The 21,816-nt window shown below is 58.1% G+C and carries 21 protein-coding genes; 8 read left to right on the forward strand and 13 right to left on the reverse strand.

From position 1 onward, the window contains the following. Nucleotides 1-8: 8 nt before the first annotated feature. The 9 genes from atpH to asnC all read right to left on the reverse strand — a co-directional run bounded on the left by atpH (nucleotide 9) and on the right by asnC (nucleotide 7,228). On the reverse strand, nucleotides 9-542 hold the full coding sequence (gene atpH / locus FUU19_RS01180; RefSeq protein WP_073532584.1) for a F0F1 ATP synthase subunit delta: 534 nt from the start codon (nucleotides 540-542) through the stop codon (nucleotides 9-11). 14 nt (nucleotides 543-556) lie between these two features. Then, nucleotides 557-1,027, reverse strand: coding sequence for a F0F1 ATP synthase subunit B (gene atpF, locus FUU19_RS01185; protein ID WP_004933804.1), 471 nt, complete (start codon nucleotides 1,025-1,027; stop codon nucleotides 557-559). Nucleotides 1,028-1,084: 57 nt separating this feature from the next. Next, nucleotides 1,085-1,324 (reverse strand): F0F1 ATP synthase subunit C, encoded by a 240-nt coding sequence (gene atpE / locus FUU19_RS01190; RefSeq protein WP_004093904.1) that lies wholly within the window; start codon nucleotides 1,322-1,324, stop codon nucleotides 1,085-1,087. A 49-nt stretch (nucleotides 1,325-1,373) separates the two neighbouring features. Beyond that, complete coding sequence (gene atpB / locus FUU19_RS01195; RefSeq protein ID WP_025304740.1) at nucleotides 1,374-2,150, reverse strand: F0F1 ATP synthase subunit A; 777 nt, start codon at nucleotides 2,148-2,150, stop codon at nucleotides 1,374-1,376. Nucleotides 2,151-2,172: 22 nt separating this feature from the next. Continuing rightward, nucleotides 2,173-2,556: a F0F1 ATP synthase subunit I gene (atpI, locus tag FUU19_RS01200; protein WP_025304739.1), complete on the reverse strand. Its 384-nt coding sequence runs from the start codon at nucleotides 2,554-2,556 to the stop codon at nucleotides 2,173-2,175. A 640-nt stretch (nucleotides 2,557-3,196) separates the two neighbouring features. Next, a complete protein-coding gene (rsmG, locus tag FUU19_RS01205) occupies nucleotides 3,197-3,817 on the reverse strand; it encodes a 16S rRNA (guanine(527)-N(7))-methyltransferase RsmG (RefSeq protein WP_015379471.1) in 621 nt (206 codons plus the stop codon). A 138-nt stretch (nucleotides 3,818-3,955) separates the two neighbouring features. Beyond that, complete coding sequence (gene mnmG / locus FUU19_RS01210; protein ID WP_060434926.1) at nucleotides 3,956-5,845, reverse strand: tRNA uridine-5-carboxymethylaminomethyl(34) synthesis enzyme MnmG; 1,890 nt, start codon at nucleotides 5,843-5,845, stop codon at nucleotides 3,956-3,958. Between the two features lie 380 nt (nucleotides 5,846-6,225). Continuing rightward, nucleotides 6,226-6,666 carry an FMN-binding protein MioC gene (mioC, locus tag FUU19_RS01215; protein WP_025304736.1) on the reverse strand — a complete coding sequence of 147 codons (441 nt, stop codon included), beginning with the start codon at nucleotides 6,664-6,666 and terminating at the stop codon, nucleotides 6,226-6,228. A gap of 100 nt (nucleotides 6,667-6,766) precedes the next feature. After that, a complete protein-coding gene (asnC, locus tag FUU19_RS01220) occupies nucleotides 6,767-7,228 on the reverse strand; it encodes a transcriptional regulator AsnC (protein WP_004933786.1) in 462 nt (153 codons plus the stop codon). Between the two features lie 155 nt (nucleotides 7,229-7,383). On the opposite strand from asnC, the gene asnA reads away from it, so the two are divergent. Then, the gene (asnA, locus tag FUU19_RS01225) at nucleotides 7,384-8,376 is read left to right on the forward strand and encodes an aspartate--ammonia ligase (RefSeq protein WP_025304735.1); all 993 of its coding nucleotides are present in this window, start codon (nucleotides 7,384-7,386) and stop codon (nucleotides 8,374-8,376) included. A 4-nt stretch (nucleotides 8,377-8,380) separates the two neighbouring features. On the opposite strand, the gene viaA is transcribed toward asnA, so the two are convergent. Next, on the reverse strand, nucleotides 8,381-9,844 hold the full coding sequence (gene viaA, locus FUU19_RS01230) for an ATPase RavA stimulator ViaA (RefSeq protein WP_230489527.1): 1,464 nt from the start codon (nucleotides 9,842-9,844) through the stop codon (nucleotides 8,381-8,383). Between the two features lie 2 nt (nucleotides 9,845-9,846). Continuing rightward, the gene (gene ravA / locus FUU19_RS01235; RefSeq protein WP_230507057.1) at nucleotides 9,847-11,358 is read right to left on the reverse strand and encodes an ATPase RavA; all 1,512 of its coding nucleotides are present in this window, start codon (nucleotides 11,356-11,358) and stop codon (nucleotides 9,847-9,849) included. A gap of 283 nt (nucleotides 11,359-11,641) precedes the next feature. On the opposite strand from ravA, the gene kup reads away from it, so the two are divergent. The 7 genes from kup to rbsR all read left to right on the forward strand — a co-directional run bounded on the left by kup (nucleotide 11,642) and on the right by rbsR (nucleotide 19,494). Further along, nucleotides 11,642-13,510: a low affinity potassium transporter Kup gene (kup, locus tag FUU19_RS01240; protein ID WP_049207096.1), complete on the forward strand. Its 1,869-nt coding sequence runs from the start codon at nucleotides 11,642-11,644 to the stop codon at nucleotides 13,508-13,510. Nucleotides 13,511-13,681: 171 nt separating this feature from the next. After that, entirely contained in the window at nucleotides 13,682-14,101 is a 420-nt protein-coding gene (rbsD, locus tag FUU19_RS01245; RefSeq protein ID WP_230489528.1) for a D-ribose pyranase, read from the forward strand. A 7-nt stretch (nucleotides 14,102-14,108) separates the two neighbouring features. Continuing rightward, complete coding sequence (gene rbsA / locus FUU19_RS01250; RefSeq protein WP_197834005.1) at nucleotides 14,109-15,614, forward strand: ribose ABC transporter ATP-binding protein RbsA; 1,506 nt, start codon at nucleotides 14,109-14,111, stop codon at nucleotides 15,612-15,614. Between the two features lie 6 nt (nucleotides 15,615-15,620). Next, nucleotides 15,621-16,589: a ribose ABC transporter permease gene (rbsC, locus tag FUU19_RS01255; RefSeq protein ID WP_019455467.1), complete on the forward strand. Its 969-nt coding sequence runs from the start codon at nucleotides 15,621-15,623 to the stop codon at nucleotides 16,587-16,589. 23 nt (nucleotides 16,590-16,612) lie between these two features. Continuing rightward, entirely contained in the window at nucleotides 16,613-17,500 is an 888-nt protein-coding gene (gene rbsB, locus FUU19_RS01260; RefSeq protein ID WP_025160300.1) for a ribose ABC transporter substrate-binding protein RbsB, read from the forward strand. A gap of 61 nt (nucleotides 17,501-17,561) precedes the next feature. Beyond that, nucleotides 17,562-18,488 (forward strand): ribokinase, encoded by a 927-nt coding sequence (rbsK, locus tag FUU19_RS01265; RefSeq protein WP_230489529.1) that lies wholly within the window; start codon nucleotides 17,562-17,564, stop codon nucleotides 18,486-18,488. Nucleotides 18,489-18,492: 4 nt separating this feature from the next. After that, the gene (rbsR, locus tag FUU19_RS01270; protein ID WP_230489530.1) at nucleotides 18,493-19,494 is read left to right on the forward strand and encodes a ribose operon transcriptional repressor RbsR; all 1,002 of its coding nucleotides are present in this window, start codon (nucleotides 18,493-18,495) and stop codon (nucleotides 19,492-19,494) included. Here rbsR and mdtD read toward each other — a convergent pair. Together mdtD and FUU19_RS01280 are read right to left on the reverse strand one after the other, a co-directional pair. Next, nucleotides 19,491-20,906, reverse strand: coding sequence for a multidrug transporter subunit MdtD (mdtD, locus tag FUU19_RS01275; protein WP_025160302.1), 1,416 nt, complete (start codon nucleotides 20,904-20,906; stop codon nucleotides 19,491-19,493). The two genes, rbsR and mdtD, sit on opposite strands and share 4 nt — an antisense overlap. Before the next feature lie 67 nt (nucleotides 20,907-20,973). Beyond that, nucleotides 20,974-21,663, reverse strand: a complete 690-nt coding sequence (locus FUU19_RS01280) for a FadR/GntR family transcriptional regulator (protein WP_033636503.1) — start codon at nucleotides 21,661-21,663, stop codon at nucleotides 20,974-20,976. Nucleotides 21,664-21,816 lie beyond the last annotated feature (153 nt).

Consider the following 21,816-nt stretch of genomic DNA (forward strand, 5'->3'; position numbering starts at 1 on the left):
CAGTCCCCTTAAGACTGCAAGACGTCTGTCAGGCGTTCAAGACGACCGCGAACGCTGCCATCAATCACCATATCGCCGGCGCGAACAACGATGCCGGCCAGTACAGACTTGTCAATTTTGCAATTCAGCTTAACTTTGCGTGACAGACGTTTTTCCATCGCAGCGGCGATTTTCGCCTGCTGTTCGTCGCTCAGCGCGCTCGCAGAGAGCACTTCGACTTCGACGGTGGATTCCAGCGAGGCGCGCAGTTCTATGAACTGCTGCAGCACGGCAGGAAGAACCAGTAAACGTCCATTTTCGGCCATTACACGGATAAAGTTCTGGCCATGTTCGTCGAGCCGATCGCCACAAACCGCGATGAACGTCTTGGACAGCGTTTCTGGCGCAACCGCGCCAGACAGCAGTTCAGAAATCTGTTCATTGCGAGTGACTTCAGCCGTAAACGCCAGCATGTCCTGCCAGCGCTCTACGCTTTGGTGCTCAACGGCAAAGTCAAAAGCTGCTTTGGCGTAGGGGCGAGCTACAGTTACAAATTCAGACATCAGCCCCTCCCTCCTTACAGTTCAGCGACCAGTTTATCAACGATGTCGCTGTTAGCAGCTTCATCCACGGAACGTTCGATGATCTTCTCGGCGCCGGCAATTGCCAGCATCGCGACTTGCTTACGCAACTCTTCACGAGCGCGCTTACGTTCGGCTTCGATCTCAGCCTGAGCCTGCGCCACGATTTTGTTACGTTCCTGCTCGGCTTCGGCTTTCGCTTCATCCATGATCTGAGCTTTGCGTTTGTTCGCTTGCTCGATGATCACCTGAGCTTCTGCCTTAGCAGTTTTCAGCTGGTCGGTCGCATTGGCTTGCGCTAAGTCCAGATCTTTTTTGGCACGCTCTGCAGAAGCGAGGCCGTCAGCGATTTCTTTCTGACGTTTCTCGATGGCAGCCATGATCGGCGGCCATACGTACTTCATGCAGAACCAGACAAACAGAACGAACGCGATGGCCTGGCCGAGGATTGTTGCGTTAAGATTCACAGCACAATGCCTCTTTAAAAGTTAATAGTTTGGTTACGTCGTAGAGGGTTGCTCTACTTACGCGACGGCGAACATCACGTACAGACCCAGACCTACAGCGATCATCGGGATGGCGTCGACCAGACCCATAACGATAAAGAACTGTGTACGCAGCAGAGGAATCAGGTCAGGCTGACGAGCCGCGCCTTCCAAGAATTTACCACCCAGGATGCCGATACCGATCGCAGCACCGATTGCCGCTAAACCCATCATCACAGCGGCAGCCATGTACAGCAGATCCATACTCAGGTTTTCCATGACAGTCTCCAGTTTGTTTCAGTTTAAAAGTGCAAGTGTTTTAAGAAAATCAGTGCTCTTCAGACGCCATCGACAGATAGACGATCGTCAGAACCATGAAAATAAAGGCTTGAAGCGTAATGATCAGGATGTGGAAGATAGCCCAAGGCAAGCTCAGGACCCACTGTGACCACCACGGCAACAGGCCGGCAATCAGGATGAAGATCAACTCACCCGCATACATGTTGCCGAACAGTCGCAGACCCAGTGAAACAGGTTTGGACAGCAGGCTGACACCTTCAAGAATCAGGTTGATAGGAATGAATACAGGGTGGTTGAACGGCTGCATGGTCAACTCTTTAACGAACCCGCCAACGCCTTTCATTTTGATGCTATAGAACAGAATCAGGATAAACACGCCCAGCGCCATAGACAGCGTGACGTTCACATCGGCGGTAGGCACCACGCGCAGCGCAGGCAGACCGAGATGCGCCCCGATGAACGGCAGGAAGTCTACCGGAATCAGATCCATCAGGTTCATCAGGAACACCCAGACGAACACGGTCAGCGCCAACGGCGCAATCACCTTGCTCTTGCCGTGGTACATATCGCGCACGCTGCTGTCGACGAAACCGACTACCAGCTCCACGGCGGTTTGCAGTTTACCCGGCACGCCGCTGGTGGCGTTTTTAGCCACTTTGCGGAAAATAACTAGGAACAGAACCCCGAGGACGACGGAGAAAAACATCGAGTCGAGGTTAATCGACCAAAACCCAGTCCCGACCTGAAGCTGCGTCAGGTGGTGACCGATATACTCCTGTGGACTGTTGTATCCCTCTGCAGACATGATGCCTCTACCCTTTATTTAGTTAATTTCGGTAACTGTTAATCACGGCCGGTGCCACTATCTGCACCACTAACACCGCTAAATAGGTCAGGCCAAGCGGTATAAACTCCGCCTTGAACACCCCCAGCGCCACGATCAGCAAAACGATGGTGATCACGACCTTTAGCCCCTCGCCGATGGCGAACGACCAGGCAACCCTACCGGGCGCCGGCGTTTGCGCCTGATGGCGCAAGGCAAACAGCATAAACATTGCACTCGGCAACCAGGCGGCGAGACCGCCTGCCAGCGCCGAAGCGCTCCATTCCGGGCTTTTCAGCCAGAAAGCAACGCTGATCAGAACAAAAGTCATTAACTGCAAAAACAGCAGTTTGCGTGCGACTTTCCCGCTGTAAAGGGACACAGACATGACGTTTGTTCTCTCCGTACCCCAGAGGGGGTATGCTGAGTGACGTATACAACTGTTTTTGCTGTCCTGAGTCAAGCAGCAAAAAACGAGCAAATTATACGGGGCATACCAACGAATTCAATCGATAAGTAGCGAAAAGGTGAACAATTATTTAAATTTCCCTATTCCAGCCTATTTTCACAAGAAAACGGTCGGAATAATAGGGCGCATTTAATTGTCTGATTATTCCAGCGTTGCGTTTAGAAACGCGAGGCCGATCACAGTAATGTCCCTTCCTGATTTATAGCCGATGGTCAACCAAACCGTCTTTAGCAATTTGAGCGATCAAAAGATTATATAAATCAAAACATTATCAGTTAACTGTTCAAAAACAATCCGTATACCCGATGAAAACCTTTTATTGACAAGCAGCGGGGCAATATTCCAACAGCCAATTAACATTAGCAGCAAACGCCAATCTTTCGCACATGATTGCTAACGTGACTATTTCTAAATGCAATTACTCTATTGTCGCTAATTAGCCGCGTTTTTTGTGTTAATAGAAAGTAAATTAACTAAAAAAAGCGACCAACTAATTAGCCTGCTTACCTTTCTGCTGAGTACTGCCTTTTAATTCACGCTTGTTTGATCAAAAGCAAACTCAGTTTGCCTTAAGAATCACCAGATGGCGTTCGCCTTCCAGTTCAGGCACCTGCAACCGCACGATGGACTCCAGGCTTACGCCAGCCGGCAGCTGCGTCAGCTCTTCATCCGGGCGCACGCCTTTCAACGCGTAAAAACGCCCCTGCCCTTTCGCCGGCAGATGATGACACCAGGACAGCATATCCTGCAGCGAAGCGAACGCGCGGCTGATCACACCATCGAACGGTGGCTCGGCCGGAAACGCTTCGACGCGGCTCTGCACCGGCTCGATATTGTTCAGGCCCAGCTCATGCTGCACCTGGCGCAGGAAGCGCACGCGCTTGCCCAGGCTGTCGAGCAGCGTGAAATGCGCGTCCGGGCGCACGATCGCCAGCGGAATGCCCGGCAAGCCGGGGCCGGTGCCGACATCGATGAAACGCGAGCCCTGCAGATGCGGATTGACCACGATGCTGTCGAGGATGTGGCGCACCAGCATTTGCTGCGGGTCGCGCACCGACGTGAGGTTATAAGCCTTGTTCCACTTATCCAGCATGCCAACATAACCCAGCAGCTGTTGTTTTTGCTGATCGGGCAGCTCAATGCCTGCCGCCGCAAGCAGCGAGTCTAATTTTTTTTGCACAACGGATCCTCTGGCAGGCGCTGAACGACCAGCGGATGGTTAGCTGGCGCAATGAGGCGACTATGATAATTCAGGGCGCAAGTGATGTCAGCGGCCGTTTGGCTACGGGATGAACAAACGGCCGCCTGAATGCGAGATTTATGCGCTGCGGCGCAGCAGTCCCTGCTTTTTCAGCCAGATCAGCAAAATCGAGATCGCCGCCGGCGTAATGCCGGAGATGCGCGAAGCCTGGCCGATGGAGTTCGGTTTGTGATCGTTCAACTTGGCGATCACCTCGTTCGACAGTCCCGAAACCTGACGGTAGTCGAGATCCAACGGCAGCAAGGTATTCTCGTTGCGCTGCTGTTTTTCGATCTCTTCCTGCTGACGAGCGATGTAGCCTTCGTATTTGACCTGGATCTCGACCTGTTCAGCGGCTTGCACGTCGTCCAGCGGTGGCGCGAAGGCGTCGGTGCCGGTCAACTGCGCGTAATCCATCTCCGGGCGGCGCAGCAGTTCTTCGCCGTTCGCTTCACGCGACAGCGGCGCTTTCAGCAGCGCATTGACCTGTTCGACGTTCTCGGCGTGCGGGTGCATCCAGATGTCGCGCAGGCGCTGGCGTTCGCGTTCGATTCGCTCCAGCTTCTCGCTGTAACGTGCCCAACGCACGTCGTCCACCAGACCCAGCTCGCGGCCTTTTTCCGTCAGGCGGAGATCGGCGTTGTCTTCGCGCAGCATCAGACGATACTCGGCGCGTGAGGTAAACATGCGGTACGGCTCTTTTGTGCCGAGGGTGCTGAGATCGTCTACCAGCACGCCCAGGTAAGCCTGATCGCGACGTGGCGCCCAGCCTTCTTGTTCGTCGGCGAAGCGCCCGGCGTTCAAACCGGCCAACAGGCCCTGCGCAGCGGCTTCTTCATACCCGGTGGTGCCGTTGATCTGACCGGCGAAGAACAGCCCCTGAATGAATTTGCTTTCCAAAGTAGGCTTCAGATCGCGTGGATCGAAGAAATCGTACTCGATGGCATAACCAGGGCGAATAATACGCGCGTTCTGCATCCCTTCCATCGAACGGACGATCTGCATTTGCACGTCGAACGGCAGGCTGGTGGAAATCCCGTTAGGGTAAATCTCGTTGCTGGTCAGGCCTTCCGGCTCGAGGAAGATCTGGTGCGCGTTGCGATCGGCAAAGCGCATGACCTTGTCTTCGATCGACGGGCAATAACGTGGGCCGATCCCTTCGATGATCCCGGCATACATTGGGCTGCGATCGAGGTTATTGCGGATCACGTCATGGGTTTTTTCATTGGTGTGGGTGATGTAGCACGCCATTTGTTCCGGATGCTGGCTGGCATCGCCCAGGAACGAGAATACCGGTACCGGCGTATCGCCATGTTGCGGGGCCAGTACGCTGAAATCGATAGTGCGGGCGTCGATGCGCGGCGGCGTACCGGTTTTCAAGCGGTTAACGCGCAGCGGCAGTTCACGCAAACGCTGTGACAGCGAGATCGAAGGAGGATCCCCGGCGCGGCCACCGCTGTAATTTTCCAGACCGATATGGATCTTGCCGTCCAGGAAGGTGCCTACGGTCAATACTACCGCCTTGGCGCGGAATTTCAGACCCATTTGAGTGACAGCGCCCACGACGCGATCGTTTTCGACGATCAGATCCTCAACGGGTTGTTGGAAGATCATCAGGTTGGGCTGGTTCTCCAACGCGGTACGGATCGCCTGGCGATACAGTACGCGATCCGCCTGGGCGCGAGTGGCGCGAACGGCAGGGCCTTTGCTGGCGTTTAGTATCCTAAACTGGATACCGGCATGGTCGATCGCTGTCGCCATCAGGCCGCCGAGTGCATCAATTTCCTTAACCAGATGCCCTTTACCAATACCGCCAATCGCCGGATTACAGGACATCTGTCCCAGCGTATCGATATTGTGTGTCAATAATAAAGTCTGACGTCCCATGCGCGCCGCGGCCATGGCGGCCTCGGTACCTGCATGGCCACCACCGATGATGATGACGTCAAATTGATCTGGATAAAACATGGAACTGCACCTCGCCGTATTGCGAACGATCGTATTTGCCCTGGGGTGGGGGATTCTACTCAAGTTTAGACGATCGACCAAGTGGTCAGGATCGTCGGTAATTAAAAGAAGATCTTTTTTATTTAAAGATCTCTTTATTAGATCTCTTATTAGGATCGCGATCCTCTGTGGATAAGTGACTATTCACGATGAAGATCAGCAGATTAAGGAGGATCGTTTGCTGTGAATGATCGGTGATCCCGACGCAGATAAGCTGGGATCTAAAAGGCTTGTTATGCACAGGACAAAAAGCGAACAACGGTTGTTATTGGGATAACTACGGCTTTTACCCTGCTTTTAAGCATAGTTATCCACAATGGTTCGCGCGATCTTTAGACGAATTAGAGTAAATTAATCCAGGTTTTTACCCATTCCTCGGCCGGATCCTCGGGAATTTCATGCTCGGTCACGTCGATCTCGAGACGATCGCCGATCCTTTTAGCGCCTCTGGCGATCAACAGATCGTCGATCTGTTTGATCGCGCCGCAGAAGGTGTCGTATTCCGAACTGCCCAAACCGACGGCGCCGAACTGCACCTCGGAAAGATCCGGCTGTTGTTCGGCGATCTGTTCCAACAGCGGCTGCAGGTTATCCGGCAGCTCGCCGGCGCCGTGCGTGGAAGAGACCACCAGCCAGCGGCCGGTCAGCGGCAGCTCATCCAGTTCAGGGCCGTGCAGCATCTCGGTAGAGAAACCCGCGTCTTCCAGCTTTTCAGCCAAATGTTCAGCCACGTATTCGGCGCTGCCAAGCGTACTGCCACTGATCAGAGTAATGTCTGCCATGAACCAACGATCCCAACCTTCTCACTCAAAGTGGCTGCATTGTACGCTGTGAATCGGCTGGGATCTACCTGTGGATAATGTGGGTATGCAATTTGGCGGGTTACGGCACGATGGTGCGCATAATGGGGTTCTGCAGCGAGATCAGCGTTTCGGTAGACTGGATCTCGTCGATGGTCTGGATCTTGTTGATAAGTACCTGTTGCAGCGCGTCGATCGAGCGGCACATTACCTTAATAAAGACGCTGTAGTGGCCGGTGGTGTAATAGGCTTCTACCACTTCTTCCAGGCTTTCCAGCTTCTTCAGGGCCGAAGGATAGTCCTTGGCGCTCTTTAATATGATGCCGATAAAGCAGCACACGTCGTAACCCAGCTGTTTAGGGCTGACGTCGATGCGCGCGCCGGTGATGATCCCGGCCTGTTTCATCTTCTCTACCCGCACATGGATGGTGCCGGGGCTGACGGCGAAGTTTTTCGCCAGTTCGGCGTACGGTGTGCGCGCATTGTCCATCAGGGCGTTGAGGATGCCGCGATCGAGATTATCGATCTGATAAATTTCCGCCATTTAATCCCCCATTAATTAACGATTGTTGAATTCTGTCCGGGTAAAAATGAACGATTAAAAGTGAAAAGGCAATATTGATTAATGGATATTGAATTGGCGTGTCATTTTGTTGCTTAATCGATGTCAACAGAGACAGGTTTACAAGAGATACGGCAATGAAAAAACAGTTTATCCAAAAACAACAACAAATCAGCCAGGTCAAATCCTTCTTCTCCCGCCAGCTGGAGCAACAGCTCGGCCTGATCGAAGTGCAGGCCCCGATCCTCAGCCGTTTGGGCGACGGCACGCAGGATAACCTCTCCGGCAGTGAGAAAGCGGTGCAGGTTAAGGTCAAAACCCTGCCTGACGCCACCTTCGAAGTGGTGCATTCGCTGGCGAAATGGAAACGCAAAACCCTGGGCAGCTACGATTTCGGCGCCGGCGAAGGCCTGTACACCCATATGAAGGCGCTGCGCCCGGATGAAGATCGCCTGACGCCTATCCACTCGGTGTACGTCGATCAGTGGGACTGGGAGCGGGTGATGGGCGACGGTGAGCGCAGCCTGGACTACCTGAAAAGCACCGTGCGCAGCATTTACGCCGCCATCAAGGCGACGGAGGCGGAAGTCAGCCGCGAGCATGGCCTGACTCCGTTCCTGCCGGAACAGATTCACTTTGTGCACAGCGAAACCCTGCTGCAGCGCTACCCGGATCTGGATGCCAAAGGGCGCGAGCGGGCGATTGCCAAAGAGCTGGGCGCGGTATTCTTGATCGGCATCGGCGGCAAGCTGTCGCACGGCAAATCGCACGATGTGCGGGCGCCGGATTATGATGACTGGACCACCCCGGCGACGGATGGCCTGGCGGGCCTGAACGGCGATATCGTGGTGTGGAACCCGGTGCTGCAGGACGCTTTCGAGCTGTCTTCTATGGGCATCCGCGTCGACGCCGCCGCGCTGAAACATCAGCTGGCGCTGACCGGCGATGAAGAACGCATGAAGCTGGAATGGCACCAGTCGCTGTTGCGCGGTGATATGCCGCAGACCATCGGCGGCGGCATCGGCCAGTCGCGTTTGGTGATGCTGTTGCTGCAACTGTCGCATATCGGCCAGGTGCAGTGCGGCGTGTGGTCGCCGGAAGTGCGTGGGGCGGTCGAAGGCCTGCTCTAACCGCCTAGCGCCGCCAGCGGCGCATTAAACGGCTTTTCAGCCCGGTATCAAAGCGCCAGATATGATCGAAGATGCGCATGATGCCGGGTTTGCCGTAGGCGGACATCGCCACCGCATGGAAACGCTGCTGGTGGCTTTGCTGCTGTTGTTTCACCTTCTTTATTACCTCCTCCGGCAACCGCTGGGCGATAAAATCGGAAATGATCACCGCATCGGCGTCGAACCAGCCACTCTCCGCCATTTTGGTGACGGTGGCGTTCAGGCAGGCCGCCAGATCGGTGCCGCCGCGAAATTGCTGGCCGAGAAAGCGCACCGCCTGCTCGATGCCGCTGGCGGCGGTGAGCTCGTAATGCACGATCTGGTTGGCGAACAGCATGATGTAGCAGCGGCGGTTGTCCGCCAGCGCAATGCGCAGCAGCGCCAGGCAGAACGCCTTGGCGCACTGTTCGTTGAAGCCGCCCATCGATCCTGAGGTGTCCACGCAGACGATAAACGGCCCGCGTGGTTGCTGATCCTGCTGCTGGTGGGTGACCTGACGGATCAGAACCTGTTCCTGCCAGACGTCGCCCTGCAGGCGGTAGCTCAGCAGTCGCTTTTCCAGCAGGCGGCGATAAAACTCGAACTCCAGCTCTTCAATCCCCAGCGTCGCCAGCTCCGGCGGCAGCAGGCGCAGGATGTCGTCGTTCTGATGAATGCCATTTACTTCTTCCGGCAGCGTGGCCGGCACCTGCACCATGACCCTGAACGGTTCCGGCTGCGCGTCTTGTTGCTGCACCGCCTTGGCCTGGTAGCTGCGGCCCAGCTGCTGTGCCAGCTTTTTCAGCTCCGGCTGCTGCTGCAAAAAGTTGCCGTACTCCACCAGCCGTTGGTAATCGCCGCGCTGCAGCTGGCCTTTGCTCATGTCCCACAGCCTGCCGGCGGCGGTGTCGTTTTCCGACAGCAGCGGCTCCAGCGCGCCGCTCAGCGCCAGACGCTCCTGCAGTTCCGCCATCAGCTGCTCGCGCTCTTGTTCCAGCAGCTGGTGGTGCAGCATGGTGGCCTGCAGCGTCAGGCTGATGCGCCAGCGCTGCAGGAATAGGGTTTGGAAGCTGTCGTCCAGCGGGTGGTTGGGCAGATCGGCGGCGTCCACCAGCGCGCGTGCCTGTTCATAAAACGGCGAGACCAGCTGACGCAGAAGCTCCATCGTGTCATTGAGGTTGTGATAGAACTGGGTGTTGTTCTCCAGCTGGCACTGCTGGTAGCGGTAAAACTCCTGCGCCAGCGCCGGCGGCACCATAGCCTCCTGCAGACGCTCCTTGAGCTGCAGTTTCCAGCGTGGCAGATCGCGATCCAGCGCCCGGCGAAGGGCCGGAAACTTTTTAAAGAACACCGACAGCTGCGGCGCCGCCAGCATGCCGACGATCATCTCCTCGATCATCTCGCCTTCGGTGATCGCCAGCAGCAGATCGAGCGTCTCCAGACTGAGCATGGTTACTGGCCGCGCATTTGCTGCTGTTGCTGTTTAACCTGTTCCGCCACCTGCAGCAGACTGGCTTCGATCTTGGCCAGGCCGGCGGCAGGCGTGAACAGACAGGGCTGATGTTGGCTGAAGGCGCGGCGCTGCTCCGCCAGGCGCTGGGCCAACGCGTCCATTTCATCCAGCAGCGCCTGCGGCGTGGCGGTGGCCTGTTTGCCCGGCAGCGCCAGCAGCGAAGGCTGGCGGCTGACGTCCAGCACCGTCAGGTGCAGTTGGTCATCGACGTCCAAATCGATCGGCTGCGCGAAGCCAATGCCGTTCAGCTTGGCGCGCACGTCGCCGCCTTTTTGCAGCCAGTTATCCAGCACGCTGCTCTCGATGCTCAGATGGTTGACCTGAATGTCATGCAGCTGCAGTGGTTTTTGCAGCAGCAGAGTGAGAGTGCCGCCGGCGAACGGCGTGGCCGGCGCATATTGCGGTTTGCGGCTGAACATGCCGCCTTTTTTCACCAGGCTGATGGCTTGCCGATCGCTTTGCTGCTGCTGGTCCTGCAGCCAGCGGGTATGGATCTGTTGCAACTGGATCAGCATCGACTGCTGCTGATAGGCCGATTCGGTCAGCAGCTGATCGATCTGCTGTTGCAGCAGCTTCAGCGAGGTGAGATCGTGCCACAGGCAGTCTTTCAATAGCATCAGGTCGAGCGGGGCGATGGCGTCGCGCCCGCTGAAGAAGGCGCAGGCCTGCAGCAGGCGCAGGGCCTTTTTCCAGCGTCGGTCAGAGACGTACGGCGCCTGTTCCAGCGCGTCCAGCCGCTGGCGCAGCTGGAAGAAAATCAGCTCAAAGCAGGCTTCCGGCAGCGCTACCTTGTCGATCTGCGGCTGCCACTGCAGAAACTCTTCGTCGCTGACGCTCAGCGCCGCCGGCACCGGGTTTTGGCTCTCATTCTGGCGGTTGACCAGCAGCGAGCGGAAATTCTGCTTATCCTGCACCTTGTCCAGCCACAGGCGGATCAGCATGCGGTCATACAGGGCTTCGAGGCTGTTGTCCGCTTCGGGCAGTTCGTTGGAGGCGGTGACCAGCAGGCGCAGCGGGATCGGTTCTTCGCTGTTGCCGTTGCGAAAGCGCCGTTCGTTGATCGCCGTCAGCAGGGTGTTGAGGATCGCTGGGCCGGCCTTCCAGATTTCGTCCAGAAACACGATCTCCGCTTCCGGCAGGTAGCCGGCGGTCAGACGCTGATAGCGCCCTTCGTCTTTCAGCGCCTGAATCGAGAGCGGGCCGAAGACCTCTTCCGGCGTAGAAAAGCGCGTCATCAGGTATTCAAAGGAGCGGGCGTTGCGGAAGGCAAACTTCAGCCGGCGCGCGATCAGGCTCTTGGCAATGCCGGGCGGGCCGAGCAGGAATACGCTTTCGCCGCTCAGCGCCGCCAGCAGGCACAGGCGGATCGCTTCTTGCCGTTCATAAAGACCGCTCTCCAGCGCGCTGCTGAGGCGGGAAATTCGTTCTGCCAGAAGGGATGATGGCGTCATATAATTGTCGCATTGTCCGAGAGTTAGCCAATCTTGGTCGATAATCCGATGATAAACCACCATTATTTTTAGTGGTATAGCTTATTGATTAGTAATATTTTTCTCAGTTGTGCCGGATATCCGGTTCACATTTTGTTTATTTTTCGGCTCTGATATAAGGGTAGGCAAGCCGTATAAATGGTGCATACTGTGCGGCTTTCTGGTGGGCGTGACGGATCTTTGAGCCCGTATTTTGCCTGATGCGGATGCATCGCTAACGGATGTTCTGATAAAGAAACGAATTATGAGCGCAGAGCATAAGCAGTCCTTATCGGCGGTAACCCTGGCGGCCATCGGCGTGGTCTACGGTGATATCGGCACCAGCCCTCTCTATACGCTGAGAGAGTGTTTTTCCGGCCATTACGGCTTCGATGTTCGTCCAGACGTGGTTTTCGGCTTCTTGTCGCTGATTTTCTGGATGCTGATCGTGATCGTTTCCCTCAAATATCTCACCTACGTGATGCGCGCGGACAACGCCGGCGAAGGCGGCATTCTGACGCTGATGTCGTTGGCCGGGCGCAACACCTCGGCGCGCACCACCGCGGTGCTGGTGATACTGGGCCTGATCGGCGGCAGCTTCTTCTATGGCGAGGTGGTGATCACCCCGGCGATCTCGGTGATGTCGGCGATCGAGGGGTTGGAAATTGCCGCGCCTGCGCTCGATGCCTATATCGTGCCGCTCTCCATTCTGGTGCTGACGCTGCTGTTCGTTATCCAAAAACACGGTACCGGCAGCGTCGGCAAGCTGTTCGCCCCGGTGATGCTGCTGTGGTTCATCGTATTGGCGGTGCTGGGCGCGCGCAGCATCATTTCGAACCCGGAAGTGCTGCAGGCGCTGAACCCCAAATGGGCGCTCAACTTCTTCATGGAATATAAGAAGGTGTCGTTCTTCGCGCTGGGGGCGGTGGTGCTGTCCATCACCGGCGTCGAGGCGCTGTATGCCGATATGGGGCACTTCGGCAAGTTCCCGATTCGCCTGGCCTGGTTCACCGTGGTGCTGCCTTCGCTGGTGCTCAACTACTTCGGCCAGGGCGCGCTGCTGCTGAAAAACCCTGAGGCGATCAAAAACCCGTTCTTCCTGTTGGCGCCCGACTGGGCGCTGATCCCGCTGCTGATTCTGGCGACCCTGGCGACGGTTATCGCCTCGCAGGCGGTGATTTCCGGCGTCTTCTCGCTGACCCGCCAGGCGGTGCGTCTGGGTTACCTGTCGCCGATGCGCATCATTCACACCTCGGAAATGGAATCCGGCCAGATCTATATTCCGGTGATCAACTGGACGCTGTATATCTCGGTGGTGCTGGTGATCATCGGGTTCGAACACTCCAGCAACCTGGCGGCGGCGTACGGCATCGCCGTCACCGGTACCATGGTGCTGACCAGCATTCTGGTCACCTCGGTGGCGATCAACAACTGGCACTGGAATCGCTTCCTGGCGATCGGCATTGTGACCATCTTGCTGATCATCGACGTGCCGATGTTCTCCGCCAACGCCCTGAAGCTGTTCTCCGGCGGCTGGTTGCCACTGACCTTGGCGCTGGTGATGTTCGTCATTATGACCACCTGGAAGAGCGAGCGCTTCCGCTTGCTGCGCCGCCTGCATGAACACGGCAACTCGCTGGAGGCGATGATCGCCTCGCTGGAGAAATCGCCGCCGGTGCGGGTGCCGGGTACCGCGGTGTTCCTGTCGCGCGCCACCAACGTCATTCCTTTTGCGCTGCTGCACAACCTGAAGCACAACAAGGTGCTGCATGAACGCGTGGTGCTGCTGACGCTGCGCACCGAGGATGCGCCTTACGTGCACAACGTGCGCCGGGTGACCATCGAACAGCTGTCGCCGACCTTCTGGCGGGTGGTGGCCAGTTACGGCTGGCGGGAAACGCCGAACGTCGAGGAGGTGTTCCACCGCTGCGGGCTGGAAGGGTTGCCGTGCCGCATGTCGGAGACGTCATTCTTCATGTCGCATGAGTCGCTGATCCTCACCAAGCGGCCGTGGTATCTCTACCTGCGCGGCAAGCTGTTCGTCGCCCTTAGCCGCAACGCGCTGCGCGCGCCGGATCAGTTTGAGATCCCGCCGAACCGGGTCATCGAACTCGGCACGCAGGTCGAGATCTAACCCGCCGAATAAGGGGCTCAGCATGGCTGAGCCCCTTTTGTTTGTGCATTGTCCGGGCGTTAACGAAACGTTTCGATAGCGATCACACTTCTGCATTGTCCCGGTTGCCTTCCCCTGCCGTTTTTTTAAACTCCCTCAGAGAGCGAAACGTTTCGCTAGCGGAGTGAGAAGATGAAAAAAGGCGTATTACTGAATTCCGACGTGTCTGCCGTGGTTGCCCGGCTGGGGCATACCGACCAGCTCACCTTGTGTGACGCGGGCCTGCCGATACCGGCAGAAACGCAGCGCATCGATCTGGCGCTGACGCAGGGCGTGCCGACCTTCATGCAGGTGTTCGCGGCGGTCACGCAAGAGATGCAGGTAGAAAGCGCCCTCCTGGCGGAAGAGATCGTGAAACAGAATCCGTCGCTCCACGAGGTTCTGTTGGCGGAACTGACCGCACTGGGCCAACGCCAGGGTAACACCATCAGCGTGCGCTATATCAGCCATCAGGCGTTTAAAGCGCAAACCGAGCACAGCCGGGCGGTGATCCGCAGCGGGGAGTGTTCGCCTTACGCGAACGTGATCCTGTGCGCCGGCGTAACTTTCTGAGGCGCGTATGCAACCTTTACTGCAACTGAAAGGGATTGATAAAGCCTTTCCCGGCGTGAAGGCGCTTTCCGGCGCCGCCCTCAGCGTCTATCCCGGCAAGGTGATGGCGCTGGTGGGGGAAAACGGCGCCGGGAAGTCCACCATGATGAAAGTGCTGACCGGCATCTACCAGAAAGACGCCGGCAGTCAGTATTTTCTCGGTAAAGAGGTGGTATTCAACGGGCCTAAGGATTCGCAGGAAGCGGGCATCGGCATTATCCATCAGGAGCTGAACCTGATCCCGCAGCTGACGATTGCGGAAAACATCTTCCTCGGCCGCGAGTTCGTCAACCGTTTCGGCCGCATTGACTGGAAGCGCATGTACGCCGAGGCCGATCGCTTGTTGGCGCGTCTCAATCTGCGTTACAGCAGCCACCGGCTGGTGGGTGAGCTGTCGATTGGCGATCAGCAGATGGTGGAGATCGCCAAGGTGCTGAGCTTCGAATCGAAAGTGATCATCATGGACGAACCGACCGATGCGCTGACCGACACTGAAACCGCCTCGCTGTTCAAGGTGATCAATGAACTGAAGGCCGAAGGGCGCGGCATCGTGTATATCTCGCACCGCCTGAAAGAGATTTTTGAAATCTGCGACGACGTGACCGTATTCCGCGACGGGCAGTTTATCGCCGAGCGGCCGGTGAGCGAGCTGCAGGAAGATTCGCTGATTGAGATGATGGTCGGCCGCAAGCTGGAAGAACAATACCCGCGCCTGGATTTGCCGCGCGGGGAAAAGCGGCTGGACGTCAGCCACCTTTCCGGCCCCGGCGTTGAAGACGTCAGCTTTACGCTGTATCGCGGGGAAATCCTCGGCGTGGCCGGGCTGATGGGCGCCGGGCGCACCGAATTGATGAAAATCCTGTACGGCGCCGCCCCGCGCAAGGCCGGCACCGTCAGCCTGGACGGCCACGACGTGGTCACCCATTCGCCGCAGGACGGGTTGGCGAACGGCATCGTCTATATCTCGGAAGATCGCAAGCGCGACGGCCTGGTGCTGGGCATGTCGGTGAAGGAAAACATGTCGCTGACCGCGCTGCGCTACTTTAGCCGTGCCGACGGCAGCCTGAAACAGGCCGACGAGCGGCAGGCGGTGGGGGATTTCATCCGCCTGTTCAATATCAAAACGCCGTCGATGGAGCAGCCGATCGGCCTGCTTTCCGGCGGCAACCAGCAAAAAGTGGCGATCGCCCGTGGCCTGATGACCCGGCCGAAAGTGCTGATCCTCGATGAGCCGACGCGCGGTGTCGACGTCGGCGCCAAAAAAGAGATTTATCAGTTAATCAACCAGTTCAAGCAGGAAGGGCTGAGCATCATTCTGGTGTCTTCGGAAATGCCGGAGGTGATGGGCATGAGCGATCGCATTCTGGTGATGCACGAAGGGCATCTCAGCGGCGAGTTCCCGATTGAACAGGCCACCCAGGAAGCGTTGATGGCGGCAGCCGTCGGCAAGCAATACGGCGTAAAGCAGGAGTAATCAGATATGAGTTCCCAGACTATCGCAGCCAAGCGCTGGTTCAGTAAAGAGTGGCTGTTAGAGCAGAAGTCGTTGATTGCGCTGCTGGTGCTGATCGCCGTGGTCTCTTCCATGAGCCCGAACTTCTTCACCCTGAACAACCTGTTCAATATTCTGCAGCAGACCTCGGTGAACGCCATCATGGCGGTGGGGATGACGCTGGTGATCCTCACGTCCGGCATCGATCTGTCGGTGGGATCGCTGTTGGCGCTGACCGGCGCGGTGGCGGCGTCGATCGTCGGCTTTGAGGTCAACGCGCTGGTGGCGGTGGCGGCGGCATTGGCGCTGGGCGCTGCGGTTGGCGCCTGCACTGGGGTGATCGTCGCCAAAGGCAAAGTGCAGGCCTTTATCGCCACGCTGGTGATGATGCTGCTGCTGCGCGGCGTCACCATGGTGTACACCAACGGCAGCCCGGTCAACACCGGTTTCACCGACGTGGCCGATACCTTCGGCTGGTTCGGTATCGGCCGCCCGCTGGGCGTGCCTACGCCGATCTGGATCATGGCGATCGTGTTCATCGCCGCCTGGTATATGCTGCACCATACGCGCCTGGGCCGCTATATTTATGCCCTGGGCGGCAACGAAGCGGCGACCCGCCTGTCCGGCATCAGCGTCGATAAAGTGAAGATTATCGTCTACTCGCTGTGCGGCCTGCTGGCGGCGCTGGCCGGGGTGATCGAAGTGGCGCGCCTGTCGTCGGCGCAGCCGACCGCCGGCACCGGCTATGAGCTGGACGCCATCGCCGCCGTGGTGCTGGGCGGCACCAGCCTGGCCGGCGGCAAGGGCCGCATCGTCGGCACGCTGATCGGGGCGCTGATCCTCGGCTTCCTGAACAACGGCCTGAATTTACTGGGTGTTTCTTCCTACTACCAAATGATCGTGAAGGCAGTGGTGATACTGCTGGCGGTTCTGGTAGATAACAAAAGCAACAAGTAACCTCCCCTACAGGAATCACGATGATGAAAATGAAAAAACTGGCAACCTTAGCCTCCGCCATCGCGCTGAGCGCCACCCTGAGCGCCAATGCCATGGCTAAAGACACCATCGCGCTGGTGGTGTCCACCCTCAACAACCCGTTCTTCGTCTCGATGAAGGACGGCGCGCAGCAAGAGGCCAACAAGCTGGGCTACAACCTGGTGGTGCTGGATTCCCAGAACAACCCGGCGAAAGAGCTGGCCAACGTGCAGGATCTGATGGTGCGCGCGCCTAAGCTGCTGCTGATCAACCCGACCGACTCCGACGCGGTGGGTAACGCCATCAAGATGGCCAACCAGGCTAAGATCCCGGTCATCACGCTGGACCGCGTGGCGAGCAAGGGTGACGTGGTGAGCCACATCGCTTCGGACAACCGCGTGGGCGGCAAAATGGCCGGTGATTTCATCGCCAAGAAAGTGGGCGCCGATGCCAAGGTGATTCAGCTGGAAGGCATCGCCGGCACCTCTGCCGCGCGTGAACGCGGTGAAGGCTTCAAGCAGTCGCTGGATCAGAATAAATTCAAACTGTTGGCCAGCCAGCCGGCCGATTTCGATCGCACCAAGGGCCTGAACGTAATGCAGAACCTGCTGACCGCGCACCCGGATGTGCAGGCGGTGTTCGCCCAGAACGATGAAATGGCGCTGGGTGCGCTGCGCGCGCTGCAAACCGCCGGTAAAACCGACGTGATCGTGGTAGGCTTCGACGGCACCGCCGACGGCGTGAAAGCGGTCGAAGGCGGCAAGCTGGCGGCGACCGTGGCGCAGCGTCCCGATCAGATCGGCGTGATCGGCGTGGAAACCGCCGATAAAGTGCTGAAAGGCGAAAAAGTGCCGGCGACCATCCCGGTCGATTTGAAACTGGTCACTCAGTAAGTCATACCAGCGCCATCGGAACGGGGCGTTTACGATGGCGCGCAATTCAGGAATCAATGCGATGGAAACAGGTAAGCTGGTGGTTCTTGGCAGCATCAATGCCGACCATATCCTCAATATTGAACAGTTCCCCCACCCGGGCGAAACGGTGATCGGGAAACAGTATAAGGTGGCGTTTGGCGGCAAGGGCGCGAATCAGGCGGTGGCGGCCGGGCGCAGCGGGGCGAAGATCGCCTTTATCGCCTGCGTGGGTGCCGACGATATCGGCGAACGTGTCCGCCGGCAGCTGGCGAGCGATCGCATTGATACCCAGCCGATTGAAGCCATCGCCGACAGCACCACCGGCGTGGCGCTGATCTTCGTCAACGCCGAAGGCGAGAACGTGATCGGCATCGATGCCGGCGCCAACGCCGCGGTGACGCCGGATTACCTGACGCGCTACCAACAAAAAGTGATCGACGCCGATGCCCTGCTGATGCAGCTGGAGTCGCCGCTGGAGACGGTGATTGCCGCCGCCCGCCTGGCGAAGCAACATCACACGCAGGTGATCCTCAACCCGGCTCCGGCGCGCGAGCTACCTGACGAGCTGCTGGGCATGATCGATATGATCACCCCGAATGAAACCGAAGCCCAGCGCCTGACCGGCATCGCCGTGGACAACGACGCCGATGCGGCGCGTGCGTCGCAGGCGCTGCACGACAAGGGCATCGCGACGGTGATCATCACCCTTGGTAGCCGCGGCGTGTGGCTGAGCGAAAACGGCAACGGCAAACTGGTGCCTGGTTTCAAGGTGCAAGCGGTGGATACCATCGCCGCCGGCGATACCTTTAACGGCGCGCTGGTGACCGCCCTGTTGGAAGGCAAGGTTATGGCCGACGCGGTGCGTTTCGCCCATGCGGCGGCGGCGATCGCCGTGACCCGCCCCGGCGCGCAGCCTTCGGTGCCGTGGCGTGAAGAGATCGACGCCTTCTTGCAGCAGCAGGGGTGATCCTTTGGCCACCATGAAAGATGTCGCCCGCCTGGCGGGCGTTTCAACCTCTACCGTTTCGCATGTGGTCAACAACAATCGCTTTGTCAGCGACAGTGTGCGCGACAAGGTCATGGCGGCCGTGGAACAGCTGAACTATGCGCCTTCTGCGCTGGCGCGCAGCCTGAAGCTCAATCAGACGCGCACTATCGGCATGCTGGTGACCGCCAGCAACAACCCGTTTTATGCCGAAGTAGTGCGCGGCGTAGAGCGCAGCTGCTATGAACGCGGCTACAGCCTGATCCTGTGCAACACCGAAGAAGACGCCGCGCGCATGAACCGCAGCATGGAGACGCTGCTGCAAAAGCGCGTCGACGGTTTGCTGTTGATGTGCACCGAAAACCACCGGCCATCGCAAGATGCCCTGAGCCGCTACCCGTCATTGCCGATCGTGATGATGGACTGGGCGCCGTTCGAGGGCGCCAACGACATTATTCAGGATAACTCGCTGCTGGGCGGCGAGATGGCGACCGATCATCTGATCGCCCGCGGCTACCGCAAGATTGCCTGCATCGCTGGCCCGCAGGATAAAACCACCGCTCGTCACCGACTGGAAGGCTATCGCAACGCGATGCGTCGCGCCGGATTGCCGGTTTCGCCAGGGTATGAAGTGCATTGCGATTTTGAGTTTGAGGGCGGGGTGAACGCCATGCGCCAACTGCTGGCGCTGGACGAGCCGCCGCATGCGGTATTTGCCGGCAACGACGCGGTGGCGGTAGGCGTTTATCAGTCGCTGTATCAGGCCGGGCTTTCCGTACCGCAGGATATGGCGGTGATGGGCTACGATGACATTGAGTTGGCGCGTTATCTGGCGCCGCCGCTGAGCACCATTCATCAGCCGAAGGATTCGCTGGGCGAACTGGCGATCGATGCGCTGATCAACCGCCTGCAGAACCCGGAGCGCGCGCCCCAGGTGCTGGTGCTGACGCCCGAGCTGGTGGAACGCGCCTCGGTGGGCCACCGTTAACTCGCCGCCTTCGCTTCTTTCTTGCTTTCCTGGCCGCTGATCAAATTGCGGCCATCTTTCCTTCTCAGCAACATAAATACCAGCGCCGACGCCACGGTGACGATCCCCATGGTGATAAAGGTGTAATGGAAGTGGTCGATCATGGTGCCTAACGACAGGGATTCGTAAAAACGCAGCACCGCTGCGCTGATTGCCACGCCGAAGCTGATGGACAGCTGCTGGGTGACCGCCAGGACGCTGTTGCCGGCGCTGGCGTTGGCGTCGTTCAAATCCGCCAGGCTGATGGTGTTCATGGCGGTGAACTGAGTGGACATCGCCATGCCCAGCACGAACAGCGGCAGGATCATCAGCCACAGCGGCATGCCCGGGCTTTGCAGGGCGAACTGGGCGATCAGCACCCCGATGATAACGGTGATGCCGACCAGCGTTTTACGGTAGCCGAACCAGCGCAGCACCTGAGTGACGGTGGATTTCGCCATCAGCGAGCCGATGGCGGTTGGCGCCATCATGCAACCGGCGACGATCGCCGTATAGCCGAATCCCACCTGCAGCATGAGCGGCATTAAAAACGGCACGCAGCCGGTGCCTAGCCTCGAGGCGACGTTGCCGGCGATACCGACCGAGAAGGTACGGGTTTTGAACAGGTCGAGACCGATCAGCGGCTGAGGGTGACGGCGGGCGTGCGCGATGTAGCCGAACAGCATCACAAAGCCGCTGAGCAGAATGCCCAGCGAAACGTAGCTTGCCAGTACCCGCTCGCCAAACAGCTCCAGCCCGGTGGAGATCAGCACCAGGCTCAGGCCGAACAGCATGAAGCCAAGAAAATCGAAGCGGCGTTTGGGCGTAGTGAAGTCCGGCATGTATTTGCGCGCATAGAAGATGCCGAGCAGGCCGATAGGGATATTGATCAGGAAAATCCAGTGCCAGGTGGCGTAGGTGACCAGCCACCCGCCCAGCAGCGGCCCCAGAATCGGCCCGACCAGACCGGGCATGGTGACGAAGTTCAGCACCGGCAGCAGTTCGCTGCGCGGGTAGGCGCGCAGTAGCGCCAACCGCGCGACCGGCATCATCATCGCGCCGCCGATGCCCTGCAGCACGCGAGAGGCGACCAGCGCGCTCAGCGTGGGGGAGAGGGCGCACAGCAGTGAGCCGAGGGTGAATAGCGTGACGGCGAAGATGAACACGCGCCGGGTGCCGAAGCGGTCCGCCAGCCAGCCGCTGACCGGGATCAGCATCGCCACCGTCAGCGTATAGCTGATGACGGCCGATTGCATCGCCAATGGCGAACGCCCCAGGCTTTGGGCGATCGCCGGCAGCGCGGTGTTGAGGATAGTGGCGTCCAGCGCCTGCATAAAGAACGCCATTGCGGCGATCCACGGTAGTCCTGCCATACTGCGCGCGGATTGGGTCATGGTCGGTCCTGGTTAAATGGTCGTCTGTCCCTCGTCTCTTTCTTCTATATATAAGCGGGGAGCGTGTCTAGTCTTTCTCTTTCAGCAGCACCTGGCAGGCGACGAGCGCGCCGGCGCTGTCCCCGGCGAGTATCGCATCGACGATAGCCTGATGATGGCGCAGCTTGATCACTTCATTACCGGTGATGGCGCGGAAGTAGCTTTGGTACACCGAACTGAACAGGTTGGCGAACGAGGTCAGGAACGGGTTGCCGCTGGCCTCATAGATGAGCTGGTGGAATTGGGTATCGACCTGGATCCAGCGCTCGCGGTCAAACTGGGTATGCAGCGCGCGCATTTCCGCCATCAGCTCCGCCAGCAGCTTGGTTTGCTGTGGGCTGGCGTGGTTTGCTGCCAACGCACAGGCCTGTGGCTCCAGCGAGGTGCGCAAGATAAGGAAGTGTTGCATCACCTGATCGAAGTTTTCCCGCGTCATCCACCAGGTCAGTAAATCCTGATCGAGGAAATTCCATTGGCTCTGCGGCATCACGCGGGTGCCGATGCGCGGGCGCGGTAGCAACATGCCTTTGGCGGCTAACATCTTTACCGCTTCGCGTACTGCGGTGCGGCTGACGCCGAATTGCTCGCCCAGTTCCATTTCACCGGGCAGGATGCTACCGGCCTGATAATCGCCCGCCAGAATTTGTTGGCCGAGTTTCTCTGCAAGCAGATAAGAAAGATTGCGTTGGGCGGCCTGTTGTTGTGCATTTAGCGGCATGGCTGCGGATCCTTACTGACATCGTTACTTCTATTTTACTCCAGCGATCGCCAGCTTTTATGGCTGTTTGCTGGAAAAAGTGACATAAATTCGTCGCTTTTTCGCCCTTTTGTTGAAAAAAAACGCGCTTGAAAAGTTTTTTGCATTTAGGGG

It is taken from the genome of Serratia montpellierensis (genome assembly GCF_020858655.1).
In the GTDB taxonomy this organism is placed as follows: Bacteria; Pseudomonadota; Gammaproteobacteria; order Enterobacterales; family Enterobacteriaceae; genus Serratia; species Serratia montpellierensis.

Excerpts from the sequence above, each read along its gene's own strand:
- mnmG (WP_060434926.1), bottom strand. The coding sequence starts at position 5,845 with ATGTTTTATCCAGATCAATTTGACGTCATCATCATCGGTGGTGGCCAT.
- mdtD (WP_025160302.1), bottom strand. The coding sequence starts at position 20,906 with ATGACCCAATCCGCGCGCAGTATGGCAGGACTACCGTGGATCGCCGCA.
- rbsK (WP_230489529.1), top strand. The coding sequence starts at position 17,562 with ATGGAAACAGGTAAGCTGGTGGTTCTTGGCAGCATCAATGCCGACCAT.
- atpH (WP_073532584.1), bottom strand. The coding sequence starts at position 542 with ATGTCTGAATTTGTAACTGTAGCTCGCCCCTACGCCAAAGCAGCTTTT.
- atpB (WP_025304740.1), bottom strand. The coding sequence starts at position 2,150 with ATGTCTGCAGAGGGATACAACAGTCCACAGGAGTATATCGGTCACCAC.
- FUU19_RS01280 (WP_033636503.1), bottom strand. The coding sequence starts at position 21,663 with ATGCCGCTAAATGCACAACAACAGGCCGCCCAACGCAATCTTTCTTAT.
- rbsD (WP_230489528.1), top strand. The coding sequence starts at position 13,682 with ATGAAAAAAGGCGTATTACTGAATTCCGACGTGTCTGCCGTGGTTGCC.
- viaA (WP_230489527.1), bottom strand. The coding sequence starts at position 9,844 with ATGCTCAGTCTGGAGACGCTCGATCTGCTGCTGGCGATCACCGAAGGC.
- rbsC (WP_019455467.1), top strand. The coding sequence starts at position 15,621 with ATGAGTTCCCAGACTATCGCAGCCAAGCGCTGGTTCAGTAAAGAGTGG.
- mioC (WP_025304736.1), bottom strand. The coding sequence starts at position 6,666 with ATGGCAGACATTACTCTGATCAGTGGCAGTACGCTTGGCAGCGCCGAA.
- rbsB (WP_025160300.1), top strand. The coding sequence starts at position 16,613 with ATGAAAATGAAAAAACTGGCAACCTTAGCCTCCGCCATCGCGCTGAGC.
- asnC (WP_004933786.1), bottom strand. The coding sequence starts at position 7,228 with ATGGCGGAAATTTATCAGATCGATAATCTCGATCGCGGCATCCTCAAC.
- atpE (WP_004093904.1), bottom strand. The coding sequence starts at position 1,324 with ATGGAAAACCTGAGTATGGATCTGCTGTACATGGCTGCCGCTGTGATG.
- asnA (WP_025304735.1), top strand. The coding sequence starts at position 7,384 with ATGAAAAAACAGTTTATCCAAAAACAACAACAAATCAGCCAGGTCAAA.
- ravA (WP_230507057.1), bottom strand. The coding sequence starts at position 11,358 with ATGACGCCATCATCCCTTCTGGCAGAACGAATTTCCCGCCTCAGCAGC.
- kup (WP_049207096.1), top strand. The coding sequence starts at position 11,642 with ATGAGCGCAGAGCATAAGCAGTCCTTATCGGCGGTAACCCTGGCGGCC.
- atpI (WP_025304739.1), bottom strand. The coding sequence starts at position 2,556 with ATGTCTGTGTCCCTTTACAGCGGGAAAGTCGCACGCAAACTGCTGTTT.
- rbsA (WP_197834005.1), top strand. The coding sequence starts at position 14,109 with ATGCAACCTTTACTGCAACTGAAAGGGATTGATAAAGCCTTTCCCGGC.